The 24,436-nt window shown below is 44.7% G+C and carries 26 protein-coding genes; 12 read left to right on the top strand and 14 right to left on the bottom strand.

From position 1 onward, the window contains the following. Positions 1 to 46 precede the first annotated feature (46 nt). From QT973_RS10070 to QT973_RS10080, 3 genes are read left to right on the top strand one after another with little or no spacing between them, the layout of a single operon-like run. Complete coding sequence (locus tag QT973_RS10070; RefSeq protein WP_333076025.1) at positions 47 to 238, top strand: hypothetical protein; 192 nt, start codon at positions 47 to 49, stop codon at positions 236 to 238. Next, positions 235 to 1,338, top strand: a complete 1,104-nt coding sequence (locus QT973_RS10075; protein WP_333054546.1) for a DUF3326 domain-containing protein — start codon at positions 235 to 237, stop codon at positions 1,336 to 1,338. Before QT973_RS10070 ends, QT973_RS10075 begins: the two co-directional genes overlap by 4 nt. Positions 1,339 to 1,348: 10 nt before the next feature. After that, on the top strand, positions 1,349 to 1,942 hold the full coding sequence (locus tag QT973_RS10080) for a CPBP family intramembrane glutamic endopeptidase (protein ID WP_333391254.1): 594 nt from the start codon (positions 1,349 to 1,351) through the stop codon (positions 1,940 to 1,942). Positions 1,943 to 2,327: 385 nt separating this feature from the next. On the opposite strand, the gene QT973_RS10085 is transcribed toward QT973_RS10080, so the two are convergent. The 8 genes from QT973_RS10085 to radA all read right to left on the bottom strand — a co-directional run bounded on the left by QT973_RS10085 (position 2,328) and on the right by radA (position 7,155). Further along, positions 2,328 to 2,732: a TIGR02588 family protein gene (locus QT973_RS10085; RefSeq protein WP_333054548.1), complete on the bottom strand. Its 405-nt coding sequence runs from the start codon at positions 2,730 to 2,732 to the stop codon at positions 2,328 to 2,330. Continuing rightward, complete coding sequence (locus QT973_RS10090) at positions 2,729 to 3,583, bottom strand: TIGR02587 family membrane protein (protein WP_333391256.1); 855 nt, start codon at positions 3,581 to 3,583, stop codon at positions 2,729 to 2,731. Before QT973_RS10090 ends, QT973_RS10085 begins: the two co-directional genes overlap by 4 nt. A gap of 55 nt (positions 3,584 to 3,638) precedes the next feature. Then, complete coding sequence (locus tag QT973_RS10095; RefSeq protein WP_333205563.1) at positions 3,639 to 4,172, bottom strand: hypothetical protein; 534 nt, start codon at positions 4,170 to 4,172, stop codon at positions 3,639 to 3,641. Beyond that, positions 4,173 to 4,550 carry a hypothetical protein gene (locus QT973_RS10100; RefSeq protein ID WP_333205562.1) on the bottom strand — a complete coding sequence of 126 codons (378 nt, stop codon included), beginning with the start codon at positions 4,548 to 4,550 and terminating at the stop codon, positions 4,173 to 4,175. A gap of 111 nt (positions 4,551 to 4,661) precedes the next feature. Next, on the bottom strand, positions 4,662 to 4,898 hold the full coding sequence (locus QT973_RS10105) for a type II toxin-antitoxin system prevent-host-death family antitoxin (protein ID WP_333205561.1): 237 nt from the start codon (positions 4,896 to 4,898) through the stop codon (positions 4,662 to 4,664). 81 nt (positions 4,899 to 4,979) lie between these two features. After that, a complete protein-coding gene (locus tag QT973_RS10110; RefSeq protein WP_333205560.1) occupies positions 4,980 to 5,309 on the bottom strand; it encodes a type II toxin-antitoxin system PemK/MazF family toxin in 330 nt (109 codons plus the stop codon). A gap of 3 nt (positions 5,310 to 5,312) precedes the next feature. Continuing rightward, complete coding sequence (locus QT973_RS10115) at positions 5,313 to 5,546, bottom strand: hypothetical protein (RefSeq protein WP_333205559.1); 234 nt, start codon at positions 5,544 to 5,546, stop codon at positions 5,313 to 5,315. A 52-nt stretch (positions 5,547 to 5,598) separates the two neighbouring features. Continuing rightward, positions 5,599 to 7,155 (bottom strand): DNA repair protein RadA, encoded by a 1,557-nt coding sequence (gene radA / locus QT973_RS10120; protein ID WP_333391259.1) that lies wholly within the window; start codon positions 7,153 to 7,155, stop codon positions 5,599 to 5,601. 164 nt (positions 7,156 to 7,319) lie between these two features. Here radA and rpaB point away from each other — a divergent pair, with 164 nt between their 5' ends. Then, entirely contained in the window at positions 7,320 to 8,051 is a 732-nt protein-coding gene (gene rpaB / locus QT973_RS10125) for a response regulator transcription factor RpaB (RefSeq protein ID WP_071587789.1), read from the top strand. A 90-nt stretch (positions 8,052 to 8,141) separates the two neighbouring features. After that, entirely contained in the window at positions 8,142 to 8,783 is a 642-nt protein-coding gene (locus QT973_RS10130) for a cofactor assembly of complex C subunit B (protein WP_333374036.1), read from the top strand. A 182-nt stretch (positions 8,784 to 8,965) separates the two neighbouring features. Here the strand turns inward: QT973_RS10130 and QT973_RS10135 are convergent, their stop codons facing one another. The 5 genes from QT973_RS10135 to rfbB all read right to left on the bottom strand — a co-directional run bounded on the left by QT973_RS10135 (position 8,966) and on the right by rfbB (position 14,403). Beyond that, positions 8,966 to 10,138 (bottom strand): transposase, encoded by a 1,173-nt coding sequence (locus QT973_RS10135; protein ID WP_333058143.1) that lies wholly within the window; start codon positions 10,136 to 10,138, stop codon positions 8,966 to 8,968. Between the two features lie 395 nt (positions 10,139 to 10,533). Next, on the bottom strand, positions 10,534 to 11,211 hold the full coding sequence (gene hpsJ-A / locus QT973_RS10140) for an HpsJ-like protein, cyanoexosortase A-associated (RefSeq protein WP_333058144.1): 678 nt from the start codon (positions 11,209 to 11,211) through the stop codon (positions 10,534 to 10,536). Between the two features lie 178 nt (positions 11,212 to 11,389). Further along, complete coding sequence (locus QT973_RS10145) at positions 11,390 to 12,058, bottom strand: cyanoexosortase A system-associated protein (RefSeq protein WP_333058145.1); 669 nt, start codon at positions 12,056 to 12,058, stop codon at positions 11,390 to 11,392. Next, positions 12,058 to 12,909 (bottom strand): cyanoexosortase A, encoded by an 852-nt coding sequence (gene crtA / locus QT973_RS10150; RefSeq protein WP_333058146.1) that lies wholly within the window; start codon positions 12,907 to 12,909, stop codon positions 12,058 to 12,060. Before crtA ends, QT973_RS10145 begins: the two co-directional genes overlap by 1 nt. Before the next feature lie 387 nt (positions 12,910 to 13,296). Continuing rightward, a complete protein-coding gene (gene rfbB / locus QT973_RS10155; RefSeq protein WP_333058147.1) occupies positions 13,297 to 14,403 on the bottom strand; it encodes a dTDP-glucose 4,6-dehydratase in 1,107 nt (368 codons plus the stop codon). Between the two features lie 357 nt (positions 14,404 to 14,760). Between rfbB and QT973_RS10160 the strand changes: the two genes are divergently transcribed. From QT973_RS10160 to QT973_RS10185, 6 genes are all read left to right on the top strand, one after another. Continuing rightward, positions 14,761 to 15,303: a hypothetical protein gene (locus QT973_RS10160; protein WP_333236752.1), complete on the top strand. Its 543-nt coding sequence runs from the start codon at positions 14,761 to 14,763 to the stop codon at positions 15,301 to 15,303. A 463-nt stretch (positions 15,304 to 15,766) separates the two neighbouring features. Then, positions 15,767 to 16,372, top strand: a complete 606-nt coding sequence (locus tag QT973_RS10165; RefSeq protein WP_333058150.1) for a DUF1517 domain-containing protein — start codon at positions 15,767 to 15,769, stop codon at positions 16,370 to 16,372. A gap of 126 nt (positions 16,373 to 16,498) precedes the next feature. Beyond that, on the top strand, positions 16,499 to 17,380 hold the full coding sequence (locus tag QT973_RS10170) for a hypothetical protein (RefSeq protein WP_333262161.1): 882 nt from the start codon (positions 16,499 to 16,501) through the stop codon (positions 17,378 to 17,380). A 307-nt stretch (positions 17,381 to 17,687) separates the two neighbouring features. After that, positions 17,688 to 18,722 carry an S-layer homology domain-containing protein gene (locus QT973_RS10175; RefSeq protein WP_333058155.1) on the top strand — a complete coding sequence of 345 codons (1,035 nt, stop codon included), beginning with the start codon at positions 17,688 to 17,690 and terminating at the stop codon, positions 18,720 to 18,722. A 230-nt stretch (positions 18,723 to 18,952) separates the two neighbouring features. Continuing rightward, positions 18,953 to 19,660, top strand: coding sequence for an alpha-ketoglutarate-dependent dioxygenase AlkB (locus tag QT973_RS10180; protein WP_333233773.1), 708 nt, complete (start codon positions 18,953 to 18,955; stop codon positions 19,658 to 19,660). 52 nt (positions 19,661 to 19,712) lie between these two features. Continuing rightward, on the top strand, positions 19,713 to 21,086 hold the full coding sequence (locus QT973_RS10185; RefSeq protein ID WP_333391261.1) for a hypothetical protein: 1,374 nt from the start codon (positions 19,713 to 19,715) through the stop codon (positions 21,084 to 21,086). A gap of 149 nt (positions 21,087 to 21,235) precedes the next feature. On the opposite strand, the gene QT973_RS10190 is transcribed toward QT973_RS10185, so the two are convergent. Further along, complete coding sequence (locus QT973_RS10190) at positions 21,236 to 22,816, bottom strand: peptidoglycan-binding protein (protein WP_333391263.1); 1,581 nt, start codon at positions 22,814 to 22,816, stop codon at positions 21,236 to 21,238. 253 nt (positions 22,817 to 23,069) lie between these two features. Between QT973_RS10190 and alr the strand changes: the two genes are divergently transcribed. Further along, positions 23,070 to 24,272: an alanine racemase gene (gene alr / locus QT973_RS10195; protein WP_333058159.1), complete on the top strand. Its 1,203-nt coding sequence runs from the start codon at positions 23,070 to 23,072 to the stop codon at positions 24,270 to 24,272. The last annotated feature ends 164 nt before the right edge of the window (positions 24,273 to 24,436 follow it).

Raw genomic sequence — 24,436 nt, forward strand, 5'->3', positions numbered from 1 at the left:
AATTGACCTAAGTACCGTTAGCGGTAAAACCACTATGGATCGCCCTATGACCACCCATTTCATTTCCGCAGAAGTTGACCTCCACGATACCGCCGAGCAACTGCACTCGGCTATTGAAATTGAACTGCAAAAGCACGGCGAACCCCTACGGTGGGCAGTCACAGACGTGGATGTCGATCGGCAAAAGGCTGTGGTAGAAGGCTACGTGCTCGTGGAAGCATCCCCCGCAACATCGTGAACCCCCGCCCTTTGACAGTGGTTTTGATAGTCCCCACAGGCGTTGGAGCCTCGATCGGGGGGTTTGCAGGAGATGCGCTGCCCGTGGCTAGGGCGATCGCCCAAATTTCAGACACCCTGATCACTCACCCCAACGTCCTCAACGGCGCTCAACTTTATTGGCCCATACCTAACGCTCTCTACGTTGAAGGTTACGCCCTTGACAAATTTGCTGCCGGATGCTGGGGACTGCAACCGGTACATCAAAATCGCATCGGCTTAATCCTCGATGCCGGCATTGAACCAGACTTGCAGTTGCGCCACTTGCAAGCGGCTGATGCAGCGAGAGCTACATTGGGTTTGAATATAACCGATTGTGTTTTAACCGATCGCCCCCTGCAAGTAGAATTGCGTATTTCCGAATCCGGGGCATCCTGGGGGACGATCGGCAATCCAGACAGTTTATTGCGCGCGGCAGAAAAATTAATCACACAAGCAAGAGTAGAGGCGATCGCAGTTGTAGCCAGATTTCCCGACGATGAAGGCAGCCTCGCCCTCGAAAACTACCGCCGGGGCAAAGGAGTTGACCCCCTCGCCGGCGCGGAAGCTGCGATCAGCCACCTCGTCGTCAAAACGTTTAAAATCCCCTGCGCCCACGCCCCCGCGCTGTCAGCGCTTCCCCTCGATCCGCACCTGTCCCCGCGATCGGCTGCTGAGGAAATCGGCTATACTTTCCTACCTTGCGTGCTTGCCGGACTCAGCAAAGCTCCCCAATTGGTAGCGCCAGAAAGCCAGCAGCACAATCAATTATCAATTACCGCCGATCGAGTCGATGCGGTAGTGATACCCGCCACAGCCTGCGGCGGCAGTGCTATTCTGAGTTTGAGTGCGCGATCGTCCGTACAAATCATCGCTGTCGGCGACAACAAAACCCAGATGCAGGCGACTCCAGAAAAACTCGGAATCAAAGCTTTGCAGGTAAACTCATATTTAGAGGCGATCGGAGTTTTGGTCGCTTTGCGATCGGGCATCAGTCCAGCTTCCTTGGGCGCAGACATCTCCCCCCTGCGTTGTTTGTCTGACTCAACTAAACAAATCTCAAATCTCAAACCTCAAATCTAAAAGTGATTAAGTGGCAGAAAAACTTCCCGGAAATCCTGAAATTGAACCCTTGACGCGCACCCAAATTTTAGTAGCAATGGGCGTGACAGCAATTATGTTGCTGGCGGTAGCTAAATTGTGGTTACTATTTGGATCGGTATCGCTTTTGCCAGTCAAATTGATAGGAATCGACTTGCTCAAAGGATTTGCGCTCGGACTGGCAATTACAGGCGGCAGTGCGATCGTTTATCAACTCTGGCCCGGTTATCGCCGCAGTGCGGATGTTTACTTGGAAGTAGTGCTCAAACCTTTGTTTTGGCCGGATTTAATTTGGCTGGGACTCCTGCCGGGACTTAGCGAAGAATTGCTATTTCGAGGCGTGATGCTGTCTGCTTTGGGATTGAATGTTACCGGTTTAGTTTTATCGAGTTTTTGTTTCGGTATTCTGCACTTGGGAACCCTGGATCAGTGGCCTTATGCTGTTTGGGCAACGGCTGTCGGATTGCTGTTGGGTTACAGTGTTTTAGCTACTGGGAATTTGTTAGTGCCAATTACGGCTCATATCTGCACGAATTTGATTTCTAGCTGTGTTTGGAAGTGGGAACACACTCTCGTGAAGCGTTAGCTCGATCGCACTACAATATCGAGGTTGGGGCGGGTTTAATGAATCTCTCACTCGATTGGAGAGATGGGTGAACCCGCCCCTACGGGAATTATGTCTATTTAACGTGATACCGAGTCATTCTATTTTAGATTTTAGATTTTGGATTTTGGATTGACTTGCGCGAGATAAATTCGGGGGCTTGAGGATTTTAGATTTTGGATTGATTCCACGGATAAATCACGTGGCGGGTACCATGAAAAAATTCTCGGTCAATAAACGTAAATTTTGTAGGGGCGGGTTCACCCGTATCTCTGCTTAATAACCAAGGTATTTTTAAACCCGCCCCCACCCAGCGACAGGATTTTATGAGGGTCACACTTACCGGAAACGAGAGTTGAAAACCTTGTTAAGGCAGTTTGTAACTGCTCGATCGCACAATCAACTCACCTTGACTGGGGTTACGGCTGAAAATAAAAGCTCCTTCTTGAGTTTCACCGCTTGACAAAAAATCTATTTGTTGGTCGCCGGATTCTACAACTTCACCGTTGACGCGGAGTTCGGCCATAATTTGCACTGATTCTGCCGTTTCGCCGCCCGTATTAGTTACTGTAAACGGCACGTAAAATTGCCCTTGATTTTCGCGAATAGGCGTGTTCCGAGTGACAGAAATAACCGGAGGTTCCTGCTTTTTAGTCACCCAGTTGTAGAGTACGAGTCCGGTGAGGGCAAAGAGGATCAAGCCGGCGATCGCAAATGTCACCCATTCAGCAAAAGTTCTTTTTTGTTGCTGTTCGTTATTACTTTCACTCATACCGCCAACCTCCCCGCGGCGCCGCCAACAGCCGCCGGCAATCCCAATACTAACGTATAGTTCAACCACAGCGACCACGGGTCGTCAAAAGTGAGTTTGTGGAAGAAAAACATCATAAATGCAGAAGCCGCCAGGGACACTAAATAGGCCATGACAGTTTCGCTGAGAGGACGCTGAAAAATCCCTTGCTGCTGCTGCCTTTTTGCTTGATAAGTAAAGCCTGCTACAAATACTATACCGTAAGAAATTAGCAGGGAAGCGGCGATAATTGCTAATTGCCTAGGTGGCGAAATACCTGCCGCTAGCATGGGAATTTCGTCAGTTGGGGCGATGTTGAAAGCAATGATCATCGCGCCGATTAAAGTAGCGCCGATATCTGCTACAGTTGCATTAATGGTAGGTTCCTGTTCACTGTCTGAACTTTGATAGCGATCGCCGCTCAAGAAACCGTTGGCCAGGGCTACTCCCAAGGCAAACGGCAGGCCTTCAAAGATGATTTTCCCCAAAGTTTCTTGCAGCGGAGTCTCCGGGGTAATTTCCCTGAGCAAAAACAGGACAAAAGCCGCGCAGACAATGCCAAGGGCGATCGCTTCTACGGTATCGATTGCAGCATCTAGCCAGCGGATGTCCTTAGTTTTGCGAAAACCTTCAGTGCGAGTCAGCAAGAAAACGACGAGAAAAGTAGTTGCGATCGCGATCGACATTTCCGCTGGTGTAGTATACGAACCGATCCACCAAACCTCCATCGTATAAAGCAGCGGAATTCCGAACAAAAAGCCACCCGATGCACCTCGAATGATGTCGTTTAGTTCATTTGACCACTGATTTTTACGTCTTTTTGATTTGTTCATGTTTCGGCTAACAAGCGAATTAAAAAATTGATAAATTATGATTTTTTTGACAACATTACACAGTTTGTGATTTATTTTCTAATTCCTTGATTTTGTTTTGCAACCTGGCAATTTCATCAATTAACTGCAACACTGTAATTGCAATATCTGGTCTAACTTCTGGTTGCACCGTATTGTCAATCTGCGACTGCGCCCACTCTTGCAGTTGCTTTAACTTTCCTAGTTTGCTAAAGACAGGATTGCCATCATGTTCAGCAATGGTCGCAACATCTTGACTGAATGCAGCTAACTTAGCAAATAGCTCATCCTTCCGCGAACCTGCCCAAATGCCCTGATTCACTGTGTAATATGCCTGGTTAGGAGCAATAAATGTCACATTAGGCTTAGCTAAAAAGTTATTATCTAAACCTTGTGATGAATCAAAGGTTTCGCAAACAATCTGTAATATTTGTGTAAATTCTTGCTGTTCTTCAACTGTAAGCGCACGAGCGAACAACACAGTATGAGTATGTGCAGTGATATTATTATTTGTACTTTGGCGATTTTTTGAACGAATTGTTAAATCCTTCAAAGTGTAATGTTTTTTCATTTATCCTACTTCTTCGTAAGGTTGAAACTCAGCTTTTTCATTTAAAAATTCAAACGCATTAATTGAAAACCATATTTGCTGTGCAGAGAACATCACATTGGCAATTGGCTCAATTTTAGCTTCTCCTCTACCCAACAGATAGTTTAATTCTACCACAGGCAAAGACATTTCAATAACTGTGCAGCCTAATGCCTCTAAACCGGGTGCTAGGGTAGCAAAGAACCAGGCCACTTCTGGATCGAATGCAGCATACCAACCGATACCTAATTGTATGGGCTGAGTTTGCAAAGCTAGCAAGCGAGATCCGTTTAACCCGTTATTAAGAATATCCAATGCACTCTCAATATCTGTACCGTGATAGAGTGTTACGATTGCCATAACTATCCCTTTAATAAGTGTGGTTATTTGCAATCGTCTCATAGTGTTTGCTACTAAAGAACGATATTTTTTCCTTCGATCGTGGTTAGGCATGAGTGTCCAACAACAACCTCATTCCATGTACTCCTTAAACTCTTCTAGCGGTTCGTCAAAATCATCGGACATCCAAACCATTCCTTTAGCACTCCCAGCTTTGGATGGCCAGCGCTTCTTATTAGCTGGCGGTATTCCTACCAATTTTACAACAGGCGGGTTATCTTGAGTAATCGCTACTTCTTCGCTTCTCATCGCCGCTTCGATTAATTCCAGAAGCTTTTCTTTTGCCTCAAGAATGTCTACTTGATACATAACTCGTGCCTCCGCATACAGTTGGAAATTTGAGATTTGAGATTTGCCGTGACTAATGAAGCTTGCGATCCTGTATTTTCATCAAATGAAAGACCAGATTTGTTTGACTCTATCTCGCACTTGCGCCAAATCATCAGGGGTTAATATTCCCAGTCTCCTTTCAACTAAACTTTTTTGTAACGTGTTCAGTTTATGCAAGCGAACCACTGAAGGCCGCTTTAATCCTGCTTGTTGCCATTCCTGAATTTCGACATCAAAGTTTGTACGAGTAATTTGACTGGTTATCTTGGCAACAATCATGTCTTCATCTCCTGTGTCCAACAGTACCAAACCAGGACGGCGTTTAGTTTCGGCTGCACCCGCAAAGATGAATCCGACTAGAACTAATTCTCCAAACTGATAATTAGTCATAGCTCAAATCTCATCGTAAATTGCATCTTCTTCGCTGTAATCGGCAAAGAATTGTTCGGCGGCAAGACGATGCCAATCTGTTTTCTCCTCTACTTCATCGGCTTCTGAGTTTGTTTGTTCATTCACCAGAATTATCACTCTTACATCTTGGTTGACTGCCAAGTATTTTAAAATGTCATCGGTCAAGTTTATTTTCCCTTCCGATGTAACTTTTGCTGGAAATTCGTAGGCTTTCATAATGTGAGTTTTAGATTGGTGTTTTCCCAGTTATTGCTACCTTAACATAATCTCAATTAAACAAATCCTCTTCCTCCAAATCAACCGACTGTAATTCCATATCACCAGACTGCAACTGAGCCGGAGTAGCAGGAATCGCTGCAATAATTGCATCGATTACTTTCGCCACCGGAATAATCTCCATCCCCAACTCTGGCACCGGTTGATTCTTAGGAATAATCGCCCTTTTGAAACCCAACTTAGCTGCTTCCCTCAGCCGCAACTCTAATTGGGAAACCGGCCGCACCTGTCCCCCCAAACCCACTTCCCCAAGCAAAACAGTGCGTGCATCAACCACCCGATCGCGAAAACTGGCCACAACGGCGATCGCAACTGCCAAATCCGCGGCCGGTTCGTCCACCTTCAACCCGCCCACCGACGCCAAAATTACATCTAATTTAGATAAAGGAATCCCCACCCTTTTCTCCAAAACAGCTAAAATTTGCTGCAATCTACCATTGTCCACACCAGTAGTAGTACGGCGCGGCGAACCGAAACTTGCAGGGCTGACTAGCGCCTGAATTTCTACTAAAATAGGTCGAGTTCCTTCGCAAGTAACAGTCGTCGAAGTACCGGGCGAAAATTCATCTCTATTCCCTAAAAATAACTCCGACGGATTATCTACTTCTCGCAAACCGTTGGCTACCATTTCAAAAACACCAATTTCGTGAGTAGCGCCAAAACGGTTTTTCATCGATCGCAAAAGTCGATGAGAAGCAAAGCGATCGCCCTCAAAATACAGTACAGTATCTACCAAATGTTCCAAAACCCTCGGCCCCGCCAAAGCTCCATCTTTCGTAACGTGACCGACAATAAATAAAGTAATATTTTCCCTTTTCGCAACCTGCATCAAAGCAGACGTACATTCCCGCACCTGAGCCACCGAACCCGGAGCCGATGTTAAACTAGCAAAATAAATAGTTTGGATGCTGTCAATCACCGCCACATTCGGTTTCAGCGCTTCTAACTCCCGCAAAACAACTTCTAAATCCGTCTCTGGAAGCAAATAGAAATTCTCCGCTGAATTGTCCTCCGAATCCTTTTTAGCTTCCCCGTTACTGCCAGATTTATGCCCGCCGTTGCTTGACAATTCAACCGGATTAGCCACGCCCAAACGCTGCGATCGCAACTTCACCTGCTGGCCGGACTCCTCCGCACTGACATACAGTATCCGATCCTTGCGGGCCAACATATTCGCCACCTGCAACAGCAGCGTCGATTTCCCGATTCCCGGTTCCCCCCCAATCAACACCAGCGAACCCGGAACAATCCCGCCTCCCAAAACTCGATCGAGTTCCCCGTAACCAGAAGGCCACCGAGACTGAGTTTGGTCAGCAATCTGCGATAATCTGAAAGATACCCTTGGTTGACCCTTCGACTTATCAGGGGGCGAACCGCCCACTGTCTTAGTTGTCACCCCAGTTAAACCAGCCCGCGGCACACCAGCAGTAGGTTGTTCTAACTGCTCGTCAAAAGAATCCCACTTCTGACAGCTAGGACATCTGCCAAAATATTGTGGTGAATCATACCCGCATTCCCGACAAATATATTGTATTCGAGGCTTAGGCATTGTTTACTATGATAAATAGTCACCCTAACATTTAGAAAAGTCTGATTTAAAGCAATTATCAAGCTTTCAGACCGATCGCCGCCCATGATTCAATTTGTGTCCTCTATGATAGGGTACAAAAAAATAACATTATCTGAAATGTAACTTAAGGAGTGCTCGGTAACTTGGAAAACCATAAAGAAAAAATTCTGGTAGTCGATGACGAAGCCAGTATCCGTCGCATTCTGGAGACTCGCCTTTCCATGATTGGCTACGATGTCGTCACCGCTGCTGACGGCGAAGAAGCTCTCGAAACATTTCGCAACACCGAACCCGACTTAGTGGTTTTGGACGTGATGATGCCGAAGCTAGACGGTTACGGCGTCTGTCAGGAGTTGCGAAAAGAGTCAGACGTGCCTATCATCATGCTAACTGCTTTGGGAGACGTAGCCGATCGCATCACCGGTTTAGAATTGGGCGCCGACGATTACGTCGTCAAACCCTTCTCTCCCAAAGAACTAGAAGCCCGTATCCGTTCGGTATTGCGCCGGGTAGACAAAAACGGCGCATCGGGAATTCCCAGTTCTGGAGTCATCCACGTCACCAACATTAGGATTGACACCAACAAGCGCCAAGTTTACAAAGGCGACGAGCGAATTCGCCTCACGGGCATGGAATTCAGCCTGTTAGAACTGCTTGTCAGCCGTTCTGGAGAGCCTTTTTCGCGATCGGAAATTTTGCAGGAAGTCTGGGGATACACGCCAGAACGCCACGTAGACACCCGCGTAGTGGACGTTCACATCTCGCGGCTGAGGGCAAAGTTGGAAGACGACCCCAGCAATCCCGAATTAATTCTCACCGCCCGCGGCACCGGCTATCTCTTCCAGCGAATTGTCGAAATTGGGGAAGTAGGATAAAGTCAGTTGGCAGTTGGCAGTTGGCATTACTTAAATTACCAACTACCAATTACCAATGACTAATGACTAATGACTAATGACTAATGACTAATGACTAAATCTGATCCCAATAAAGTTTTGCGGCAATTGCCCTTAGTTGCAGGAGGGTTAGCAGGTACGCTGCTAATGGTAAACCGATTGCTGACAGAGCAAATTACAGATTCTCAAGCTCGATCGGACGCTTTGGGAGTAATTATCAGCGCTCTGCTGATTTTAACAGGTTTGCTGTGGCAGCAGGTGCAAGCGCGATCGCCCGATTCCGTAAAACTTATCGGCGAAGAAGGTTTTGAATTTGCGCCGGATTTGCCGGATGCTGTGAAAATAGAATTAGCCTGGGCGTCGCGTTTGCTGTTGACAAATACCGCCACAAGGTCGATCGTAATTGTGTATCAAGGAAAAGTCCTATTGCGGCGCGGTATTTTAGGCATCAATCCCGAAGTCAAACCGGGGCCGATTTTGCAGCGAGTGCTCGACAAAAACAAACCAATTTATTTAGTAAATCTCAATATTTATCCCGGCAAAATTGAATTTGACTATTTGCCAGAAAATACCCAAGGAGTCATCTGTCAACCTATCGGCAGCCAAGGCGTTTTAATCTTAGGTGCTAACGCGCCCCGCAGCTATACAAAACAAGATGAAAACTGGGTAGAAGGCATTGCCGACAAACTAGAAAATACCATCAATCGATTTTAGATTTTAGATTTTAGATTTTAGATTGTGGATTTTAGATTTTAGATTGTGGATTTGAGACTTGAGATTGTGGATTTGAGATTTTAGATTTTAGATTTGAGATTGTCGATTGCACAATGCCAGCACTTTGACACTCCTCGACTATCAGGTACGAGGATTCTTCCTTCACCGGGATTCCGACGAATTTACTTGCAAGAAAGCATCTTGACCGTATGCCCTACGGCTGCAAGTCCTCTAATAAGAACTACTTGAGCTGCTGCAATATCCCTATCAGTTGTGTAGTTACAACTTGAGCAGGTGTGGGTGCGCTCTGACAATTCTTTTTTGCCCGTTTCTACACCACAACTAGGACAAATCTGACTTGTTTTATGAGTGCTTACTTTCTGGAAGTACACGCCATGCTTAAAACAGGTTTGCTCTAATATTGTGAAGAACTGACCCCAGCTTGCCTCTAAGCAATGTTTACCTAGTATTGCTCTAGACAATCCTACTAGGTTCAAGTCCTCAACAAATATCATCCCCACATCTTTACAGAGTTGGTGAGACAATTTCCAGTGCCAGTCTTGGCGACAGTTTGCAATGTCCTCGTGCAGTTGAGAAACTTTCTTCTGAGCCTTTTTCCAATTATTTGAGCCTAACTTTTTCCGACTGACGCGCTGTTGCAGCAATTTAAGCTTGCGTTCGGCCTCAACAAAAAACTTTTGGCGCTTGACTAAAAGACCGTTAGAAGTTGCTATGAAATTAGTTAAGCCAACATCAATCCCAATCCCCTCGCCGTGTGGCATAACCGACGGCACTGACACGTCCCATTGTAGGGTTAGCATTACATACCAACCGCTGGCTCTCTTGACGATTCTGGCTTGTTTGATAGTTGCCCCATCAGGAATAGGACGCGATTGGTGAAGTTTAACCAATCCAATCTTGGGTAATTTTACTTTTCCATTCTGAACCGGATCAACCCCCAATTGAGGGAAGACAAAAGACCGCATTGTTCCCGCTTTTTTAAAGCGAGGAAAACCGTGCTTTTGTTCCCACATACTGACAAACGCTTTTTCAAGCCGTCTCAATGTTTGTTGCAAAACGTGTACGGCAACGGCACCCAAAGCCGATATACTTGCCCTGGCTGCGGTTAAGTTCTTGCACTGACTAGCATAAGTTGGTCGTTTTGTTTCGGCCCCAATAATAAATTCAGAGCGGATAGAGCAAGCGTTAACCTGGCAACTACGAGAATGAAACCAATGCTTGCGCTCTGCCAGCGCGTAGTTATAAACGCGACGACACTGTTCCAGCCAATCTTCAAAAATGGCTGCTTGCGCTGGCGTTGGTCTTAATTTGTACTCGTAGGTTAAGTTAAACACTTGCTCTATCCTCCTACTCTGATTATACAGTCGTGAAGAAAGGCCGGAACGCTTATTCACAAGTTTTAACTAAAGTCGCCCTAAAAGGGCGAGGCTTGTACCCAGTTTCTTGGTCAAGGTGCGTTCCTCTTCGAGGGCTGCGCTAACAAGCGATTTGCCTCATTCTCGGTGTTGGCTATCGGCAATAAACAAGATTTATTACCGATAATATCTTTTGAAAAGAAGAAGAGGGAGCGCTGCCCCCAACGAAATTTCCAGGGTTTGAGGGTCTTTTTAACCACCAAGACGCGGGCTGCGTGTACAGGGCAGGGCGCACCTTAGTCCTCAACAAGTCTCTCCGGGTGCGCTAGGCGCACCTTACTAGCTCAAAACTCGCAACTCAAAACTCAAAACTACTAGCGAGCCCAGTCAGTACCGCGCCACAGCGTAAAAAACAAAACACTAGAAATCAGCGCGCCCAGCAGCCACTTAATCGCATTTTTAAATAACCCCAAGCGCTGACTTTGCTGAACCGCAGCACTTTGCGTCTGTAACCGTTCCTTAGCCGGAGTAATTCTCGAAAGAATTTGCTCTTTCAATTGCTGTGGGTTTTGCGTATCCGCTTGTACCCCCAAACGGGTAAGTTCCCCCGCCAAATTCCTTAAATCTTCAGGACTACCCTTATTCAGCCGTTCTTCCACCTGCTGCAACTGAGCTAATTGTTGGTTTGCTTGAGTAGTAATTTGCTGGTTGTTTTGATTGTTGACGTAGATAGTGCCAAAAATTCCCAAAGGTAGCATCAACAGAAAAACCAGACCTAGCAGCAGACAAACCCAAGACAAAACCTTCAAAAAAAGGTCTTCCAAACCTCGGCGTTCGTATCCTTCGCCAAAAAATATCAGCGCCATTGCCAGTAAAGGAACTGGCACCCGTTCCACTACAGCCCCAATCGTTTGCAATTCCCAGAGGCGATTGCCAAAATTGGCTGGTATAAGAACTGCAATCGTATCTAATACAGACAAAATTAATAGACCGTAGCCAATCCAACGCAGTCTGTAGATAGAAAAACCTTGTTCGCCTTGTAAGTCATTCATAAAATAATCAGAGTTGTTGTTAAGAAAAATCTCTCTTGACGCCGCCCAATAACGGATACAATCCCCCGACCAAAGTCGTGGATAGTCAAACATTTTAGACTCTTGTTCAAGCTTCCAGATTCACCTGTGGATTAAATCTAAAAGCTAAAAGCTAAAAGCTAAAATCGACTGAATCGAGTCAAGGTTCGGGGAATCGCGGCTGCCACCACTCATACCAAGAAACCCAAGCATTCTCTAGAATTTTTTTGGCATCTTCTGGATTTGTTTTATCCAAAGGCACAGACATCTGAGTCCACAAACAGCGCCGGTCTTGAATATTTCCCCTACCCAACAACCAAAACAGAATACGGTTTGGCTGCCAATCTCGAGTATTTCGATTATATCTAAACTGTTGGGAAGTTACTGTAGCACTGCCATTAGGATTGATACACGAACTCAAATACAGTCGATTTTGCTGTTGCAAAATTCCGTGAAACCCTGCGCCTTGAGTGTTTGCCAATGCTAGTTTACCAGGAGACGACTTGAGAACAGTATGTCCCCTCATCATACCTTCCACATCCCCAATGGTGTCTACTGCATAGCGCATCTCTATTTCTAGAGCCATGCTATTTTTTTGATATTCATATTTCCTGGCAGCTTTGAATTCTGAATTTTCCTTGATTTCCAGAAGCGCGCTCTTGTTTAGTTTCCAATCGGCTAGAGGCACCGACTCGGGAAACTCAAACGGGGTTGCCACATTCTTGCCGTCCGATGGATAGAAAACCAACTTTCCGGCAACCAACAAAACCCCTCCCAAAGTAACAGCCAACAGGGAAAGCCTAAGTGGTTTCCAAGAGGTAATAGCCATTAGCAATTCTGTCCTTCCTGATTTGGGGGTTGGTTTTTCAAAATTGCAAACCAACAGAATAACCCGAAAATAAATACAGCAATCATCGAAAATATTACCGAACCATTTCCTTCGTGCCAGTATTTAAATGCTTCGGGTTGAGATAGCGATACCAGCACGGCCAGGAGACCAACTCGCGCGGCATTCACTACAAATGCAGTAATTATTGCCACGAATGGCAATACCATTTTCTGACCCGTAGTGGTAGGAAACATCAGTAAGAAAACCAGAGCTAGTCCTAACAATTGTAGCATCGCATTCACCCCGGAACAGCCGTGATTCACTTCCACGCTTCCCTTTTCCAGGATTAGAAAAACCCCTTTCCGCACTACTTCAAATCCTACATAGTGCAGGATGAAAGCTGAAAATTTAGCTGTTAATTTTGGAACATCAACAAATACTCCGATCAATCCGGGAGGAATAGCTGTATACGCAAGAATTAGAAGTTCCTGCCAATATTGTTTCAGTCCTTTTGTGCCGGAAGCCAGCAAGGCGAGACTGATTCCAGACAAAAAAGGCGTTGCTCGGATAAAAAAGTCGTATCCCGATATCGACGAACTTTTGAGCAATATTAAAGCAATTAACGCTGTCCCAAAAAAGCTGGCGAAAATTCCGCTTTCAAAATTTAAAGACTCGTGCCTTTCCCAAATTAGAAATGCTACGACTCCCCAAAACAGTAACATTGTACCGAACAGGTCAGTGTCGTTTGTTCGGGAAGTCAGAGTTAGGTGTATGGCAATCAAACCGGAGGCGATGCCTAACAGCCAGTATTTAGGTTCTTGGATGTGCTTGAGCGAGTTTATTTCGGTCATTGCTGCTTTTTGTTTTTCCTAAAAGCTTCTAAAATGCTTAAGCTTGTAACTCTATTAAAATTATCAGCTACAAACACTTAAATTTATGCGTTTGGGATGATTTTTCACTAAATCTTCACAAAGATTGACAAGAGCAAATATGTGTGATATCTACCTTCACCTAATTAAATCTGAAGTTAGGAGCAAAGACAAAAGAAAACAGGTTTTTTAACTCAGATCGATCGCACTCAACTAAAAATTTTCCTTTCTCTAACCCGGTTTCTGCGGCGAGAGTTTAAATGTAAAGCTTGAAGGCAAGACAGAAACCTTTGTTGGACGCACTCTTGAGCTGGAAAACCAGTTTTTTACTGGTTCTGGTTTTTTGTAGCCGGTGCGTCCAGGAGGAGATTAGTTAGAGTAGACTTTCCGGTAGTAAGTTTGATATTCCTCCGAAAGCAGGGGTTCCCACCACTCCCGATGGGCTAAGTACCATTCTACAGTCTGTCGCAAACCTTCTTCAACGGTTACTGAGGGAGTCCAACCTAACTCTGTTTTAATTTTGGTGGCATCAATAGCATAACGCCGATCGTGCCCGGCTCTGTCTTTGACAAATGCGATCAATTGTTCGCAAGGACGGGCGGGTAAATCAGAAGCTAATTCGTCCATTAGCTGACACAGCATTTTCACTAAATCGAGATTTTTTACCTCGTTGTTGCCGCCAACATTGTAGGTTTCCCCAGGCTGACCACGGTGAATAACGACATCTAAAGCGCGGCAGTGGTCGAGAACGTACAGCCAATCTCGCACGTTTTGACCGTCGCCGTATACTGGCAGCGGTTTGCCCAATAACATATTGATGCACATTAATGGAATGAGCTTTTCTGGGAAGTGATAGGGGCCGTAATTGTTGGAACAGTTGGTGATAATTGTCGGGACGCCGTAGGTGTGGAAATAGGCGCGGGCGAGGTGGTCGCTACCAGCTTTGGAGGCTGAGTAGGGACTGTTGGGCGAGTAGGCCGTTGTTTCTGTGAAGGCTGGGTCATCGGGGCTGAGACTGCCGTAAACTTCGTCGGTAGAAACGTGGAGGAAGCGCATTTGGGTTTTGAGAGATGCCTCATCAATGGCTTCAAAATGCTTGCGGAAGGCTTCTAAAAGTGTGAAGGTTCCGACAACGTTGGTTTGAACAAAGGCGGCAGGCCCGATAATTGACCTGTCAACGTGGGATTCTGCGGCAAAGTGGGCGACTGTGGTGATGTTTTCTTCTTTGAGCAAGGTATCGACTAAGGTACGATCGCAAATATCCCCCTGCACAAATCGAAAATTTTCGCCTCCTTCCAAAGTTGCCAGGGTTTTTCTGTTTCCGGCGTAGGTTAAAGCATCGAGTACCACTACTCGATCGCCCGGATAGCTGCTGCACCAGTGATGCACAAAATTCGAGCCGATAAATCCAGCCCCGCCCGTCACCAACAATCGGCGAGGAGCTCGGTCAATGCCTTGATTCGCGCTGTCTGTCATAAAAATAAGAGTTTTTCCAATAACTAAGCCTTTACAAAAGTAGCCTTAAAAGTAGTTTGTCACCAAGTGTTTGCCGCTCTGTAATTAAAATTTCTACTGTCTCACCTCAGATTTTCTAATTTGGGCGCGATCCAAGTATGGGTTCACAAAACTTGAACTTCCACCGATCTGTTCGCCCAAATGCTTACATAATAACCATTCCAGTTTTTTAAGCGGGCAATTTTAAATTTGAAGTGCGTGAGGCTATAGCTGACTTTTGCGATCGATCCGCGATATGGACGGCGCGCAGAGTTGATAGATTTGTAAAGAGCTGTTACCATTAATTTTTTAATTATCCTTTACAATCTCCCAAGCATCATGAAGAAGTTTCAAGTGTTAGCTGGCATTGCTTCCGTAGTCGCGATCGCAAGCAGCATCGCCATAGGTGACGCCGCATCTGCTTTCCCCTGTTCCTACAGCAAATCTAGCGCGTCTAAATCTGGTTCTGCGACAACCCTCCTAGGTTCCGGCGGCTCGGAGCGCATTAATCCGTGGAAATCCTACAAAACAGCAGCTCTCGGTTTCCTCGGTTTGGCTGGAGTTTTGGGTGGCGGTGCTGCTTACATGAGCTACCGTGCCGGCAAGCGCGCTTCTGCTGCTTGCGCTGCGATGACCGATAATTTTGAAGTTTTTGAAGAGTCGGCTCCGATCGCAGATGCAGGTGTTTCTGGACACTTGGAAGTTCCGGCGTTGCTCGATTTGGCGGCGGCGGGTGCTGTAGCTGAGTCAGCAAATGCGGTTGCAGTCGTTCGCGAACACCCAGAAGCTCCAGGTGGCGAGCTGGATTTGCCGGTTTCGCCAGTTGCTGAGTTGAGTTCTGAAATTGCGATCGAACAAGTCCAAAGCGCGATCGTCAAATAGTTATCTCAAACCAACGTATTCGCTTAGCGCACCTCCAATCTTGCAAGATTGGAGGTTTTTTGAGTCTAAATTATCTACCCTACAATTTCTTGTCATGGCGATCGCGAAGCACTGCAAACAATAGACAGATGAATCGATCGCACCAGTATCATATTCCGGCTCAGCAAACGAGCGCTGAATTAATATCAATTAAAAAAACTCTTGCTACCATCATCAATCTCATAGCAATTATTAAAAGTCGCTGCTCTCCGTCAGGACAAGGCTGTGCGGTTTTCCTACTGTATTTGAACTGTATTTGATCCGATTGAAAACTGCTATAAAATTAGATGAGTCAAAGCGAGACAGTACGCTGCCGAGGCGATCGCTAAAAATACTCTTCAGATCAATCTGAGGGTAGACGGCAAGAGTTCAAATCCCCTGCTATCGTTGGAAATATAGCCCTACAGATTACAACTATTAGGTTATGAATGCTTGGCGCGATCGATTCAATCAATTTACAGGTAAAACTCGATTGGCAGTTTGCCGGGTGTTCGTTCACCTAACAGGCGAAGATGTTGCACCGCTGTTAGGAGTTCTCAACCGCACCGCCAGACAAGCAATTGATGCCGATGGCGACATAGCAGTTTTAGGAGAAGGTCTGGTAGAAATTTGCAATCACCTGTTGCAGTACGACAACTACTGGCAAGCAGCCGCCAATGAAGGCGATGTTTTTTGGAATGAAGGCGAAGCGGGCGATTATGTGGATGAACTTTTCATTGATTCAGCCGATCGCTATCTCAGCGAGCCTCAATACAGTACATCTGTTTACGATAAAAATTCCCCCTTGTCTTTGCCGGTAACTAGAAATGTGGTGGTGATGCTGACAGTTGCCTATGAAGGCGAAGTTCCGGCCCTAGAAACTGACCTTGCGGACATCAGCGCGCTGAAAGTCGGTTTAAAAGCACTGATTAATTTACATTACCAAGAAAGGCTCCGAGCTGTGCAAGTTCACTTTTCTCCCGCACAGTTGGGAGACGAACTTACCAACGACCAAGTGTTGGTCAATTTCCCCGAACTTATTCCCATTTAAGGAAGGAGTAATTAGTTATTAGTTATTAGTTATTAGTTATTTGCGGTGCCCAGAGCGGAGTCGAAGGGTTATTTGCTACCAATGCGCGATGCCCGATGCCCAATGCCCAATTACCAATTACTATTTATGATGCTGCGAAAACTGACAATTTATTTAATGGCTTTAACTTTTTTGTGGACGGCAACCGGCTGCGGTTCACCTCGCACACAAACTTCTACAAATCCTGCGGGAAATCCGAATATTAACACTGTGCGCCCTGCACCAAACAATAACTTGGCTCAAGGCCAATATCCCGTACAGCAAGTTACCTACAACGATGCTGATGGCGAATACAGTTTGATGTTGCTGAATACTCCCCCCGGCAGTCCCCCAGTTTACCGCACTAGGGATTTGCAAATGGCTCGCTTAACAAATGAAGAAATATCGGCAGGCAAGAAAAGTTATCTAAATGTGGAGAACAATCAAGCGGTTTTGCATTTGACAGAAGATTTTAAAATTGAGTACGTTCACAACGTTACCGAAACTGTTCCTAATCCTCAAACAGGTCAGCCACAAACCGTAGTAGTGCGGCAGCAATCTGGCTTCTGGGCACCGTTTGCTGGAGCTGTGGCCGGTCAGGCGATCGGCAGTTTGTTATTTAGACCGCAATATTATATGCCGCCAGTCTATCAGCCGGGGATTATGACAGGATATGGCGGGTATGGTAATACTTACAACCAAGCTGTTCAGCAGTATCAAACTCGGTATCGAACTCCGCCTCCGGTTGTGAGAAACCGTCAAGTTTTAAGGACGACCGGCCGCTTGCGATCGCCCACCTACAACCAGCCAGTAAGACCCTCAGTACGTCCTAATGGCAATCGATCGACCGGTTCGGGTTACGGTGGCAGCACTTTGAGGCGATCGCCACAGCCACGTCAAAATCCAAACAAGCGGCAGCCCAGTTTTGGTAGCGGCAGAAATTCTCGTCAACCGAGTCGGAATCGCTCTTTCGGGAGTAGAAGGCGCTGAGTTGAAGAGTACAAAAATTAGCAACTGACATCGGTAAAAGTTGATTTTATCTATAGCAATCCTCGCATCATTTGTGTAATTTTTGTAGGGGCCAACCCCCCGTGGTTGCCCCAGGAGGCTGGGGTAGGCACTTAGCACTACCCCTACATCTTTTTACAATTCATTTAAGATTGCTATATCCTCCCGATGCCCCGTCGCCGCAAGTATTGACAGTGAAAACTTTGGAATAATTGATTTAGCCTTCTCTGTTTCCCCCAGACCCAAAAAATATGTGATTTAATTTCTACAGTGATATGTAGGTGACAATATGTCTTCTTCACAACCCCCGTCAGGGGAAAGAAATCCTCTAGGATTGGATGAATTGATTGCTATCTTGGTTGCCTTCGGCACGATGGGAGCAATTTTATTTTGGGTAACAGGTAAAAATCCCGATCGATTGAATGCCAGAAATTGGCAATTTCCAGCCGTTTTCTCTCAGCCTGCTGTTACTCCCGCGACTCCGGGAATATTAACGCCAGAATCGCCAAGTTCGGATTTGCGATCGCCCGCGACAACCCCCCTTCCGTCAAAACCAGATGTCGCACCTGTGGCACCTTTAGGGCCGATTTTACCGGCAACTCCTCCGGTGGGTGTAATCGTTGTTCCTCCGAAGCCAATTGCGCGATCGACTCCCGATCCAGCAATTACCAAACCGAAAGCCGATAAACCCAAAGCCGATAAACCCAAAGCCGATAAACCCAAAGTTGGGCCTGTTATATTATCCGATGTTCCCGACAAATATTGGGCGCGTCCGTTCATTGTCGCTTTAGTCGATCGCAAAATCTTTACTGATTTCACCGACAGCAAATTTCGTCCCGACGAACCGATGACGCGAGCCGAACTAGCGCGCTTAATTCAGCGAATGTCCGACGACAAAAAGCCGATCCGAAAACCGATTGATTTTAAAGACGTAAAAGACAAAAGTCCTGTAGCTCCGGCGATCGACCACACCGTCACAACTGGATATCTTAAAGGATACCCAAACAATGAGTTCCGTCCCGACAAAAATATTCCCCGTGTCGAAGTCATCGCAGCTTTAGCCAGCGGTTTGAGCCTGAAACCATCAACAAAAACAACCAAAACTTTACAAGTTTATACAGACAGGAAAAAAGTGCCGAAATGGGCAGTTAACAAAGTAGCATCAGCCACAGAAGCTGGCATTGTTGTCAACCACCCGAAGCGCGCACTTTTGCAGCCTAATAGAACAGCAACTCGCGCTGAAGTAGCAGCCATGATTTACCAAGCTATGGCAAAAAAAGGCCAAGTACCTGCAAAGGCTTCTGAGTATGTTGTGCGGCTTTAATTAGAGGAATGAAGCCCTTCTTTTTTCTATGAGTCTGACTTGGGCTTGCGGGTAGTCAGAAACCGGGTTTTTTGCGACAATACTTCCTCATAGCTGACAGAATCAGCCAAAAACCCGGTTTCTTGGGCTTGCGAGCCGTCAGAAACCGGGTTTTTTGCGACAATACTTCCTCATAGCTGACAGAATCAGCCAAAAACCCGGTTTCTTGGGTTTGCGGGCAGTTGAGATCGATGTTAAAATCACAGGAATCATGTCAAATCATCATTCCACACTCATTGATTCGATTTGAGGCAATTATTATGTATCATCAGATAAGACTTGGGGATAATCAGCTCGATAGCAGCGATATTCAAGAAACAGTAGTTATTGATACTGATGGAGAAGTGCTCTTCTATCCCAATTTTTTTAGCATCGAAGAAAGCGATCGTCTTTTTTCAGATTTATATTCTAGTATTAACTGGAAACAGGATATTATTCATTTTTATGGAAAAAAGATACCTTTACCCAGACTTACAGGTTGGTATGGAGATGAAGGCAAATCATATACATATTCCGGCATCGAACAGCATCCCGATCCTTGGACTCCCACACTCAAATTAATTAAATCAAAAGCTGAAGAGATATCAAAAGTTACTTTTAATAGCGTGCTTCTCAATCTATATCGTGATGGTAAAGATAGCGTTTCCTGGCATAGCGATGACGAGCCAGAATTAGGAAAAAATCCGATTATAGCCTCAATTAGCTTTGGGGCAACTCGCCGATTTTCCTTAAAGCATAAAATTTCAAAAGACTACAAAATTGATATAAATTTGCTCAATGGTAGTTTGCTGTTGATGAAAGGTGAAACCCAGCATTGCTGGCAACATCAAATTCCTAAAACTTCTAAATTTGTGGAACCAAGAATAAATCTAACTTTTAGAATCATCAAACCCGTTTAAAATAAAGAAAATAAAATTTCAGCGCTGCTATCAAATCAGGGTTAATTGAGTTATGAAAAATCTACTTTTATTAGGAACCTTAAGCTTTAGTATTGCTTTTTGTTTGGGTATAGCAGTAGAAAAAAATCTTCATAAAAGTGCTGTCATAGGTGGTATAGCGACAATTAGCACCCTTAGTAGTGCCTTCGTTTTAAGCAAAAAATCTGACCGAGAACTTGAAAATATCCGCAGCCATGCCGAAAATTTAAAAAGCATTGAAAATCAGATTTTAAGCCTGAAAAATAAAAGAATAAAACTTGTACAGGCAATTGATAGCAACACTAAATCAAAAGCCACGATTGAAGCAGAATACAACTCAATTGCGATTGAAGTCGAGCGGCTTAAAGAAGAAGTTAAATCTCTCAATCTACAGCGAAAAAGTCTGCACAATGTAATTGCTAAGCATAAAAATCAAGACATAAAAATTAAACCTAAAATTCCTGTTAAAACTGAAGTAGCAAAACCAATCAAAAAGACAACAAAGACAATATTGTACAATTGCATTTTAGATGGATTAGAAAATTCGACATACTTTTATCACAAAAACCACCAGGGAACCTTTGAAAACTATTTACAATCATTACAAAAACCCGCAGAAGCATTGTGGTATTCTTATAGATCGAATCAGGTTAAAGTAAATTATTCGGAGCCGTCAATTCAAGCAGTTTATTTGATGCGTTATTATCCCCATTATGCGTACATGAATTTTCAAATATTAGAAATGATACACGCTCAAAATTTATTGAAAAATCTAACAAACGAAACGCTAGAAGTATGCTTATTTGGTGCAGGGCCATGTCCAGAAATCGTAGGCTTAAGTAAATACTTATCAGATAAGTATCAAAACATTAAAAGATTAACTGTTAATGTATATGATATTGCTTCTGAGGAATGGACTTTAAGCAGAAATATTACCGAAAAATTTGTGATACCGGAATACTGGTCCGGAGATTTAAAGCTAAATAGTAATTACCTAGATTTATGCGAATCTAATTCTCTTTACTCAATCAAAACAACAATTCAAAAAAGCCAAATGTTCATTTTTCAAAATTGTCTAAATGAAATTTATAATATATCTACAGTTCAAACAAATCTCAATTTTTTGCTTAATGAAATACCTGTAGGTGGTGTAATAATAATTATTGATTTATGTAACTATAACCAAAACACCACCATAATCGATCGATTGAAAGAACAAGTAAGTAATCGAGATGATTTTGAAATTTATTGCCCTGAAGCTAAAGATACTAAAATTAAAGCTTGCTTTCCCATTCCACCACTAATCACACAACATCTCTTAACTGGAAAAGATAAGTTAGTACCTCGTAGTAAAGATATCGATTGTCTTTTTATAAGTTTGCACAAAATTAATCTAAAAGCTTCGTAATTGATATGAAATTCGGTTGCAAAGGCATCATTACGTTTGCTACCGCCTTAATTTTGAGGACTAAAGTTCTCACTCCGAACCAGTTTGTAGTAAGGACTTTAGTCCTTCTTTCTTAGTCCACGCTTGAGTGAACATAGAAACAAGTTAAATTAATCTTGAAACACCATAATACTGCCTGAATAGCAAGCTACCCAAACCTGATTAGTTTCTGGATCGTAGGTAATGCCGATTGGGCTTGAATTAACCTTCACTGTTTGCAGCACTTTCATATCGCTAGTCCTAACTTTGCTAACAGTATTCGAGAAATAGTTCACCACATAAAGCAGTTTTCCCTGATCGGAAATTGTCATGCTGCGAGGTGCTCTTCCTGTCGAAACTTTGTCCACCACTTTACCAGTTTGTAGGTCAATTTTGGCCACATTTCCTTCACCATTTAAAGTGGCATAAAGATACTTTCCGTTGGGATCGATCGTCAAATGACGCGGCGCATTGCCAATATTTCTCAGCCATTCTACCGAAAAGTCTATGAGATTGACTTTCGCAATGTCGGAAGAACCCATGATGGCAACATAGGCATTTTTTGAGTCGGGAGTAACAACAATACCGCGAGGATAGGCACCCAGTTTTACCCGCTCGATTTCGATGTTTTTATTGATATCAACTATGCTCAAATCCCAACTGCACCAATTGCTAGCGAGGGCGAAGCGATTGTCAGGCGAAACAGCATTGAATTTCGGCACTGCACCTACAGGAATTACCTTTTCTATTTTTAACGTTTTGGTATTGATGCGGTACAGAAAACTTTGGTCGTGTTTTGCGGCTGGAGAGCACCTGTCGGTTCCCGGATTGCTAAACCCCGAACCGTACATTTTGTAGTTGGAGACGTAGGCATATTTGCCATCGGTTGAAAAAGCGGCTTCTACGGGAGAGCCTTTATAATTGCCTTTGAATTTAGAAAATCCGAACTTCGACAAGTTTACTGTATCGGGAATAGTTTTGACTAAATTAAAGTTCCTGTCGTAAACTGTGATTGTGTGACGGTACATCATGTTTTGAGCAAAAAACAAGCCATCTCCCGAATAAACTATTGATTTGGGCGAGATGTTGCCGTAAATTGTTTTTTTCAAGGTCATTTTTCCTTGAGTGTTGTCGGGAGGATTTACTAGCCTTGTGGTTGGTGATTCACTTTTTATATCTTCGGAATTTTCAGTTTTAAAAGGTGGCAGAGAGGGTTCTTGAAATAGAGGTTCTGGGGGCTGAGTTTTAGTTTTATCTTCGAGTTCGTTGCGGTTTTCTGTGGCGGTAGGAGATGGCGAAGGTTGATCGACATTTGGCGCGATTTTTTCCGCAGCTTCAATACTCGCCTCTTCCGGCTTACCTTTCAGCGCTGACAAAGTTTTAGGGCCGACTATTCCGTCAACTTTCAGGTTGTTCTCTGCTTGAAACTTTTTCACAGCAGCCTGGGTGATAGAACCGTAAAATCCTGTAGCCTTACCGCGAAAATAGCCGGCGTTTTGTAGAGTTTTCTGAAGTTGGGCTACTTCCGGGCCTGAATCACCTTTTTTGATGGCGAGTGCGGGATTGACTACATTGAAAATTGTGAGAGCGATCGTAAAGAAAAGTAAAGGAGTAGAGGCTAACTTTAGGTGCATTTTTGAGGTGGTCGATCGAGTTTGACTCGCAGCCGTTTCCCAAGTTTTAGCTAAATGTAGGTAGGCTAGTCCGTCCATAGTTTTTACCGGGTATTTTTGGTGCTATGATACACCAGTTAATACCATTTTAGATTTTAGATTTTAGATTTTAGATTTTAGATGGGGAATGACTTATGGAATATGGGTTTGCAGCTTGCCGACCGTTGCATTCTTTTTTCAAACTTGTATAACATTGATTAAAGGAAAAATCTTATAATCAAACTTAGGGTAAAATATCCTAGCAGTTTTGAGAGCAGTTTTTAATGGTGTAAGCAAGTAGGAGCGATCGACAATGTGGAGTGGGGAACAAACAACCGCAGAATCAACGACAAAAGAATCCCGCCAGACGTTGCTGGGGGACGGTTACGGGGGACTATGCCAGCGGGCTTGGGTAGAAATCGATTTAGCAGCTTTAACTCACAATGTAAAACAGCTTAAAAAGCTCTTATCTCCTCACACACAACTGATGGCAGTTGTGAAAGCGGATGCCTACGGGCATGGTGCTGTTGCAGTCAGTCAAACAGCATTGCAAGCAGGTGCTAGTTGGCTGGGAGTGGCGACAATTCCCGAAGGAATAGAATTGCGAGAAGCTGGGATAGAAGCGCCGATTTTGTTGTTGGGGGCAACCCATACAGCCCCACAGGTAAAGGCGATCGCCCATTGGCACTTGCAGCCCACTATTTGTACTGCCAAACAAGCCTTAATTTTTTCGGAAGTTCTCGCAGGCATTAACCAATCTTTGCCAGTTCACGCTAAGTTAGATACGGGAATGTCTCGCTTGGGTACGTCCTGGCAAGAAGCAACAGAATTTGTGCAATTAGTCAAGCGGTTGCCCAATTTAAAATTAGCCAGTATTTACTCTCACTTGGCGACTGCAGACAGTCCCGACCCCGCAGTTATGATAGAGCAACACCAGCGGTTTCAACAGGCGATCGAGCAAATTAAAATAGCAGGAATTAACCCCCCTCGCCTCCACTTGGCAAACTCTGCTGCCGCCCTCGCTGACCCGGATTTGCACTACGATTTAGTGCGAGTCGGTTTAGCTACCTACGGTCTTTATCCAGCTCCTCACTTGCAGTCGAGATCCAATTTGAAGCCCGCAATGCAGGTAAAAGCTAGAGTAACGCAGGTGAAAACAATTGAAGCAGGAACCGGCGTCAGTTACGGCTATCAATTTATAGCTGAGCGGCAGACACAGATTGCCGTAATTGGTATCGGCTATGCAGATGGTATTCCCCGCAATCTTTCTAATAAAATGCAGGTTTTAGTCAGGGGTCAGTTCGTGCGGCAAGTGGGCGCGGTGACGATGGATCAGTTAATGCTGGATGTAACTGATATTCCCGATTTAGAAGTCGGTGAAGTGGTGACTATTTTGGGCAAAGATGGGGAATATCACATTAGTGCTGACGATTGGGCCGCGACTTTAGGAACTATTTCGTGGGAAATTCTCTGCGGTTTTAAACACCGATTGCCCCGCGTAGCGGTACACTATTAACAATAGTCCGGCAGGGGTTTAAACCCCTGCCTCATAGCAAAAGTCGGTTGAAACCGACTCAAGAGTTTGAAGGATAAAATTATCGACAGTCCGGCAGGGGTTTAAACCCCTGCCTCATAGCAAAAGTCGGTTGAAACCGACTCAAGAGTTTGAAGGATAAAATT

The organism is Microcoleus sp. Z1_A1 (genome assembly GCF_036700305.1).
In the GTDB taxonomy this organism is placed as follows: Bacteria; Cyanobacteriota; Cyanobacteriia; order Cyanobacteriales; family Microcoleaceae; genus Microcoleus.

What these genes read in the sequence shown, in the direction of transcription:
- QT973_RS10070 (WP_333076025.1), top strand. Translation starts at nt 47, where the DNA reads ATGACCACCCATTTCATTTCCGCAGAAGTTGACCTCCACGATACCGCC.
- QT973_RS10085 (WP_333054548.1), bottom strand. Translation starts at nt 2,732, where the DNA reads ATGAGTGAAAGTAATAACGAACAGCAACAAAAAAGAACTTTTGCTGAA.
- QT973_RS10090 (WP_333391256.1), bottom strand. Translation starts at nt 3,583, where the DNA reads ATGAACAAATCAAAAAGACGTAAAAATCAGTGGTCAAATGAACTAAAC.
- QT973_RS10095 (WP_333205563.1), bottom strand. Translation starts at nt 4,172, where the DNA reads ATGAAAAAACATTACACTTTGAAGGATTTAACAATTCGTTCAAAAAAT.
- QT973_RS10100 (WP_333205562.1), bottom strand. Translation starts at nt 4,550, where the DNA reads ATGGCAATCGTAACACTCTATCACGGTACAGATATTGAGAGTGCATTG.
- QT973_RS10105 (WP_333205561.1), bottom strand. Translation starts at nt 4,898, where the DNA reads ATGTATCAAGTAGACATTCTTGAGGCAAAAGAAAAGCTTCTGGAATTA.
- QT973_RS10110 (WP_333205560.1), bottom strand. Translation starts at nt 5,309, where the DNA reads ATGACTAATTATCAGTTTGGAGAATTAGTTCTAGTCGGATTCATCTTT.
- QT973_RS10115 (WP_333205559.1), bottom strand. Translation starts at nt 5,546, where the DNA reads ATGAAAGCCTACGAATTTCCAGCAAAAGTTACATCGGAAGGGAAAATA.
- radA (WP_333391259.1), bottom strand. Translation starts at nt 7,155, where the DNA reads ATGCCTAAGCCTCGAATACAATATATTTGTCGGGAATGCGGGTATGAT.
- QT973_RS10130 (WP_333374036.1), top strand. Translation starts at nt 8,142, where the DNA reads ATGACTAAATCTGATCCCAATAAAGTTTTGCGGCAATTGCCCTTAGTT.
- hpsJ-A (WP_333058144.1), bottom strand. Translation starts at nt 11,211, where the DNA reads ATGAATGACTTACAAGGCGAACAAGGTTTTTCTATCTACAGACTGCGT.
- QT973_RS10145 (WP_333058145.1), bottom strand. Translation starts at nt 12,058, where the DNA reads ATGGCTATTACCTCTTGGAAACCACTTAGGCTTTCCCTGTTGGCTGTT.
- crtA (WP_333058146.1), bottom strand. Translation starts at nt 12,909, where the DNA reads ATGACCGAAATAAACTCGCTCAAGCACATCCAAGAACCTAAATACTGG.
- rfbB (WP_333058147.1), bottom strand. Translation starts at nt 14,403, where the DNA reads ATGACAGACAGCGCGAATCAAGGCATTGACCGAGCTCCTCGCCGATTG.
- QT973_RS10160 (WP_333236752.1), top strand. Translation starts at nt 14,761, where the DNA reads ATGAAGAAGTTTCAAGTGTTAGCTGGCATTGCTTCCGTAGTCGCGATC.
- QT973_RS10165 (WP_333058150.1), top strand. Translation starts at nt 15,767, where the DNA reads ATGAATGCTTGGCGCGATCGATTCAATCAATTTACAGGTAAAACTCGA.
- QT973_RS10170 (WP_333262161.1), top strand. Translation starts at nt 16,499, where the DNA reads ATGATGCTGCGAAAACTGACAATTTATTTAATGGCTTTAACTTTTTTG.
- QT973_RS10175 (WP_333058155.1), top strand. Translation starts at nt 17,688, where the DNA reads ATGTCTTCTTCACAACCCCCGTCAGGGGAAAGAAATCCTCTAGGATTG.
- QT973_RS10180 (WP_333233773.1), top strand. Translation starts at nt 18,953, where the DNA reads ATGTTAAAATCACAGGAATCATGTCAAATCATCATTCCACACTCATTG.
- QT973_RS10185 (WP_333391261.1), top strand. Translation starts at nt 19,713, where the DNA reads ATGAAAAATCTACTTTTATTAGGAACCTTAAGCTTTAGTATTGCTTTT.
- QT973_RS10190 (WP_333391263.1), bottom strand. Translation starts at nt 22,816, where the DNA reads ATGGACGGACTAGCCTACCTACATTTAGCTAAAACTTGGGAAACGGCT.
- alr (WP_333058159.1), top strand. Translation starts at nt 23,070, where the DNA reads ATGTGGAGTGGGGAACAAACAACCGCAGAATCAACGACAAAAGAATCC.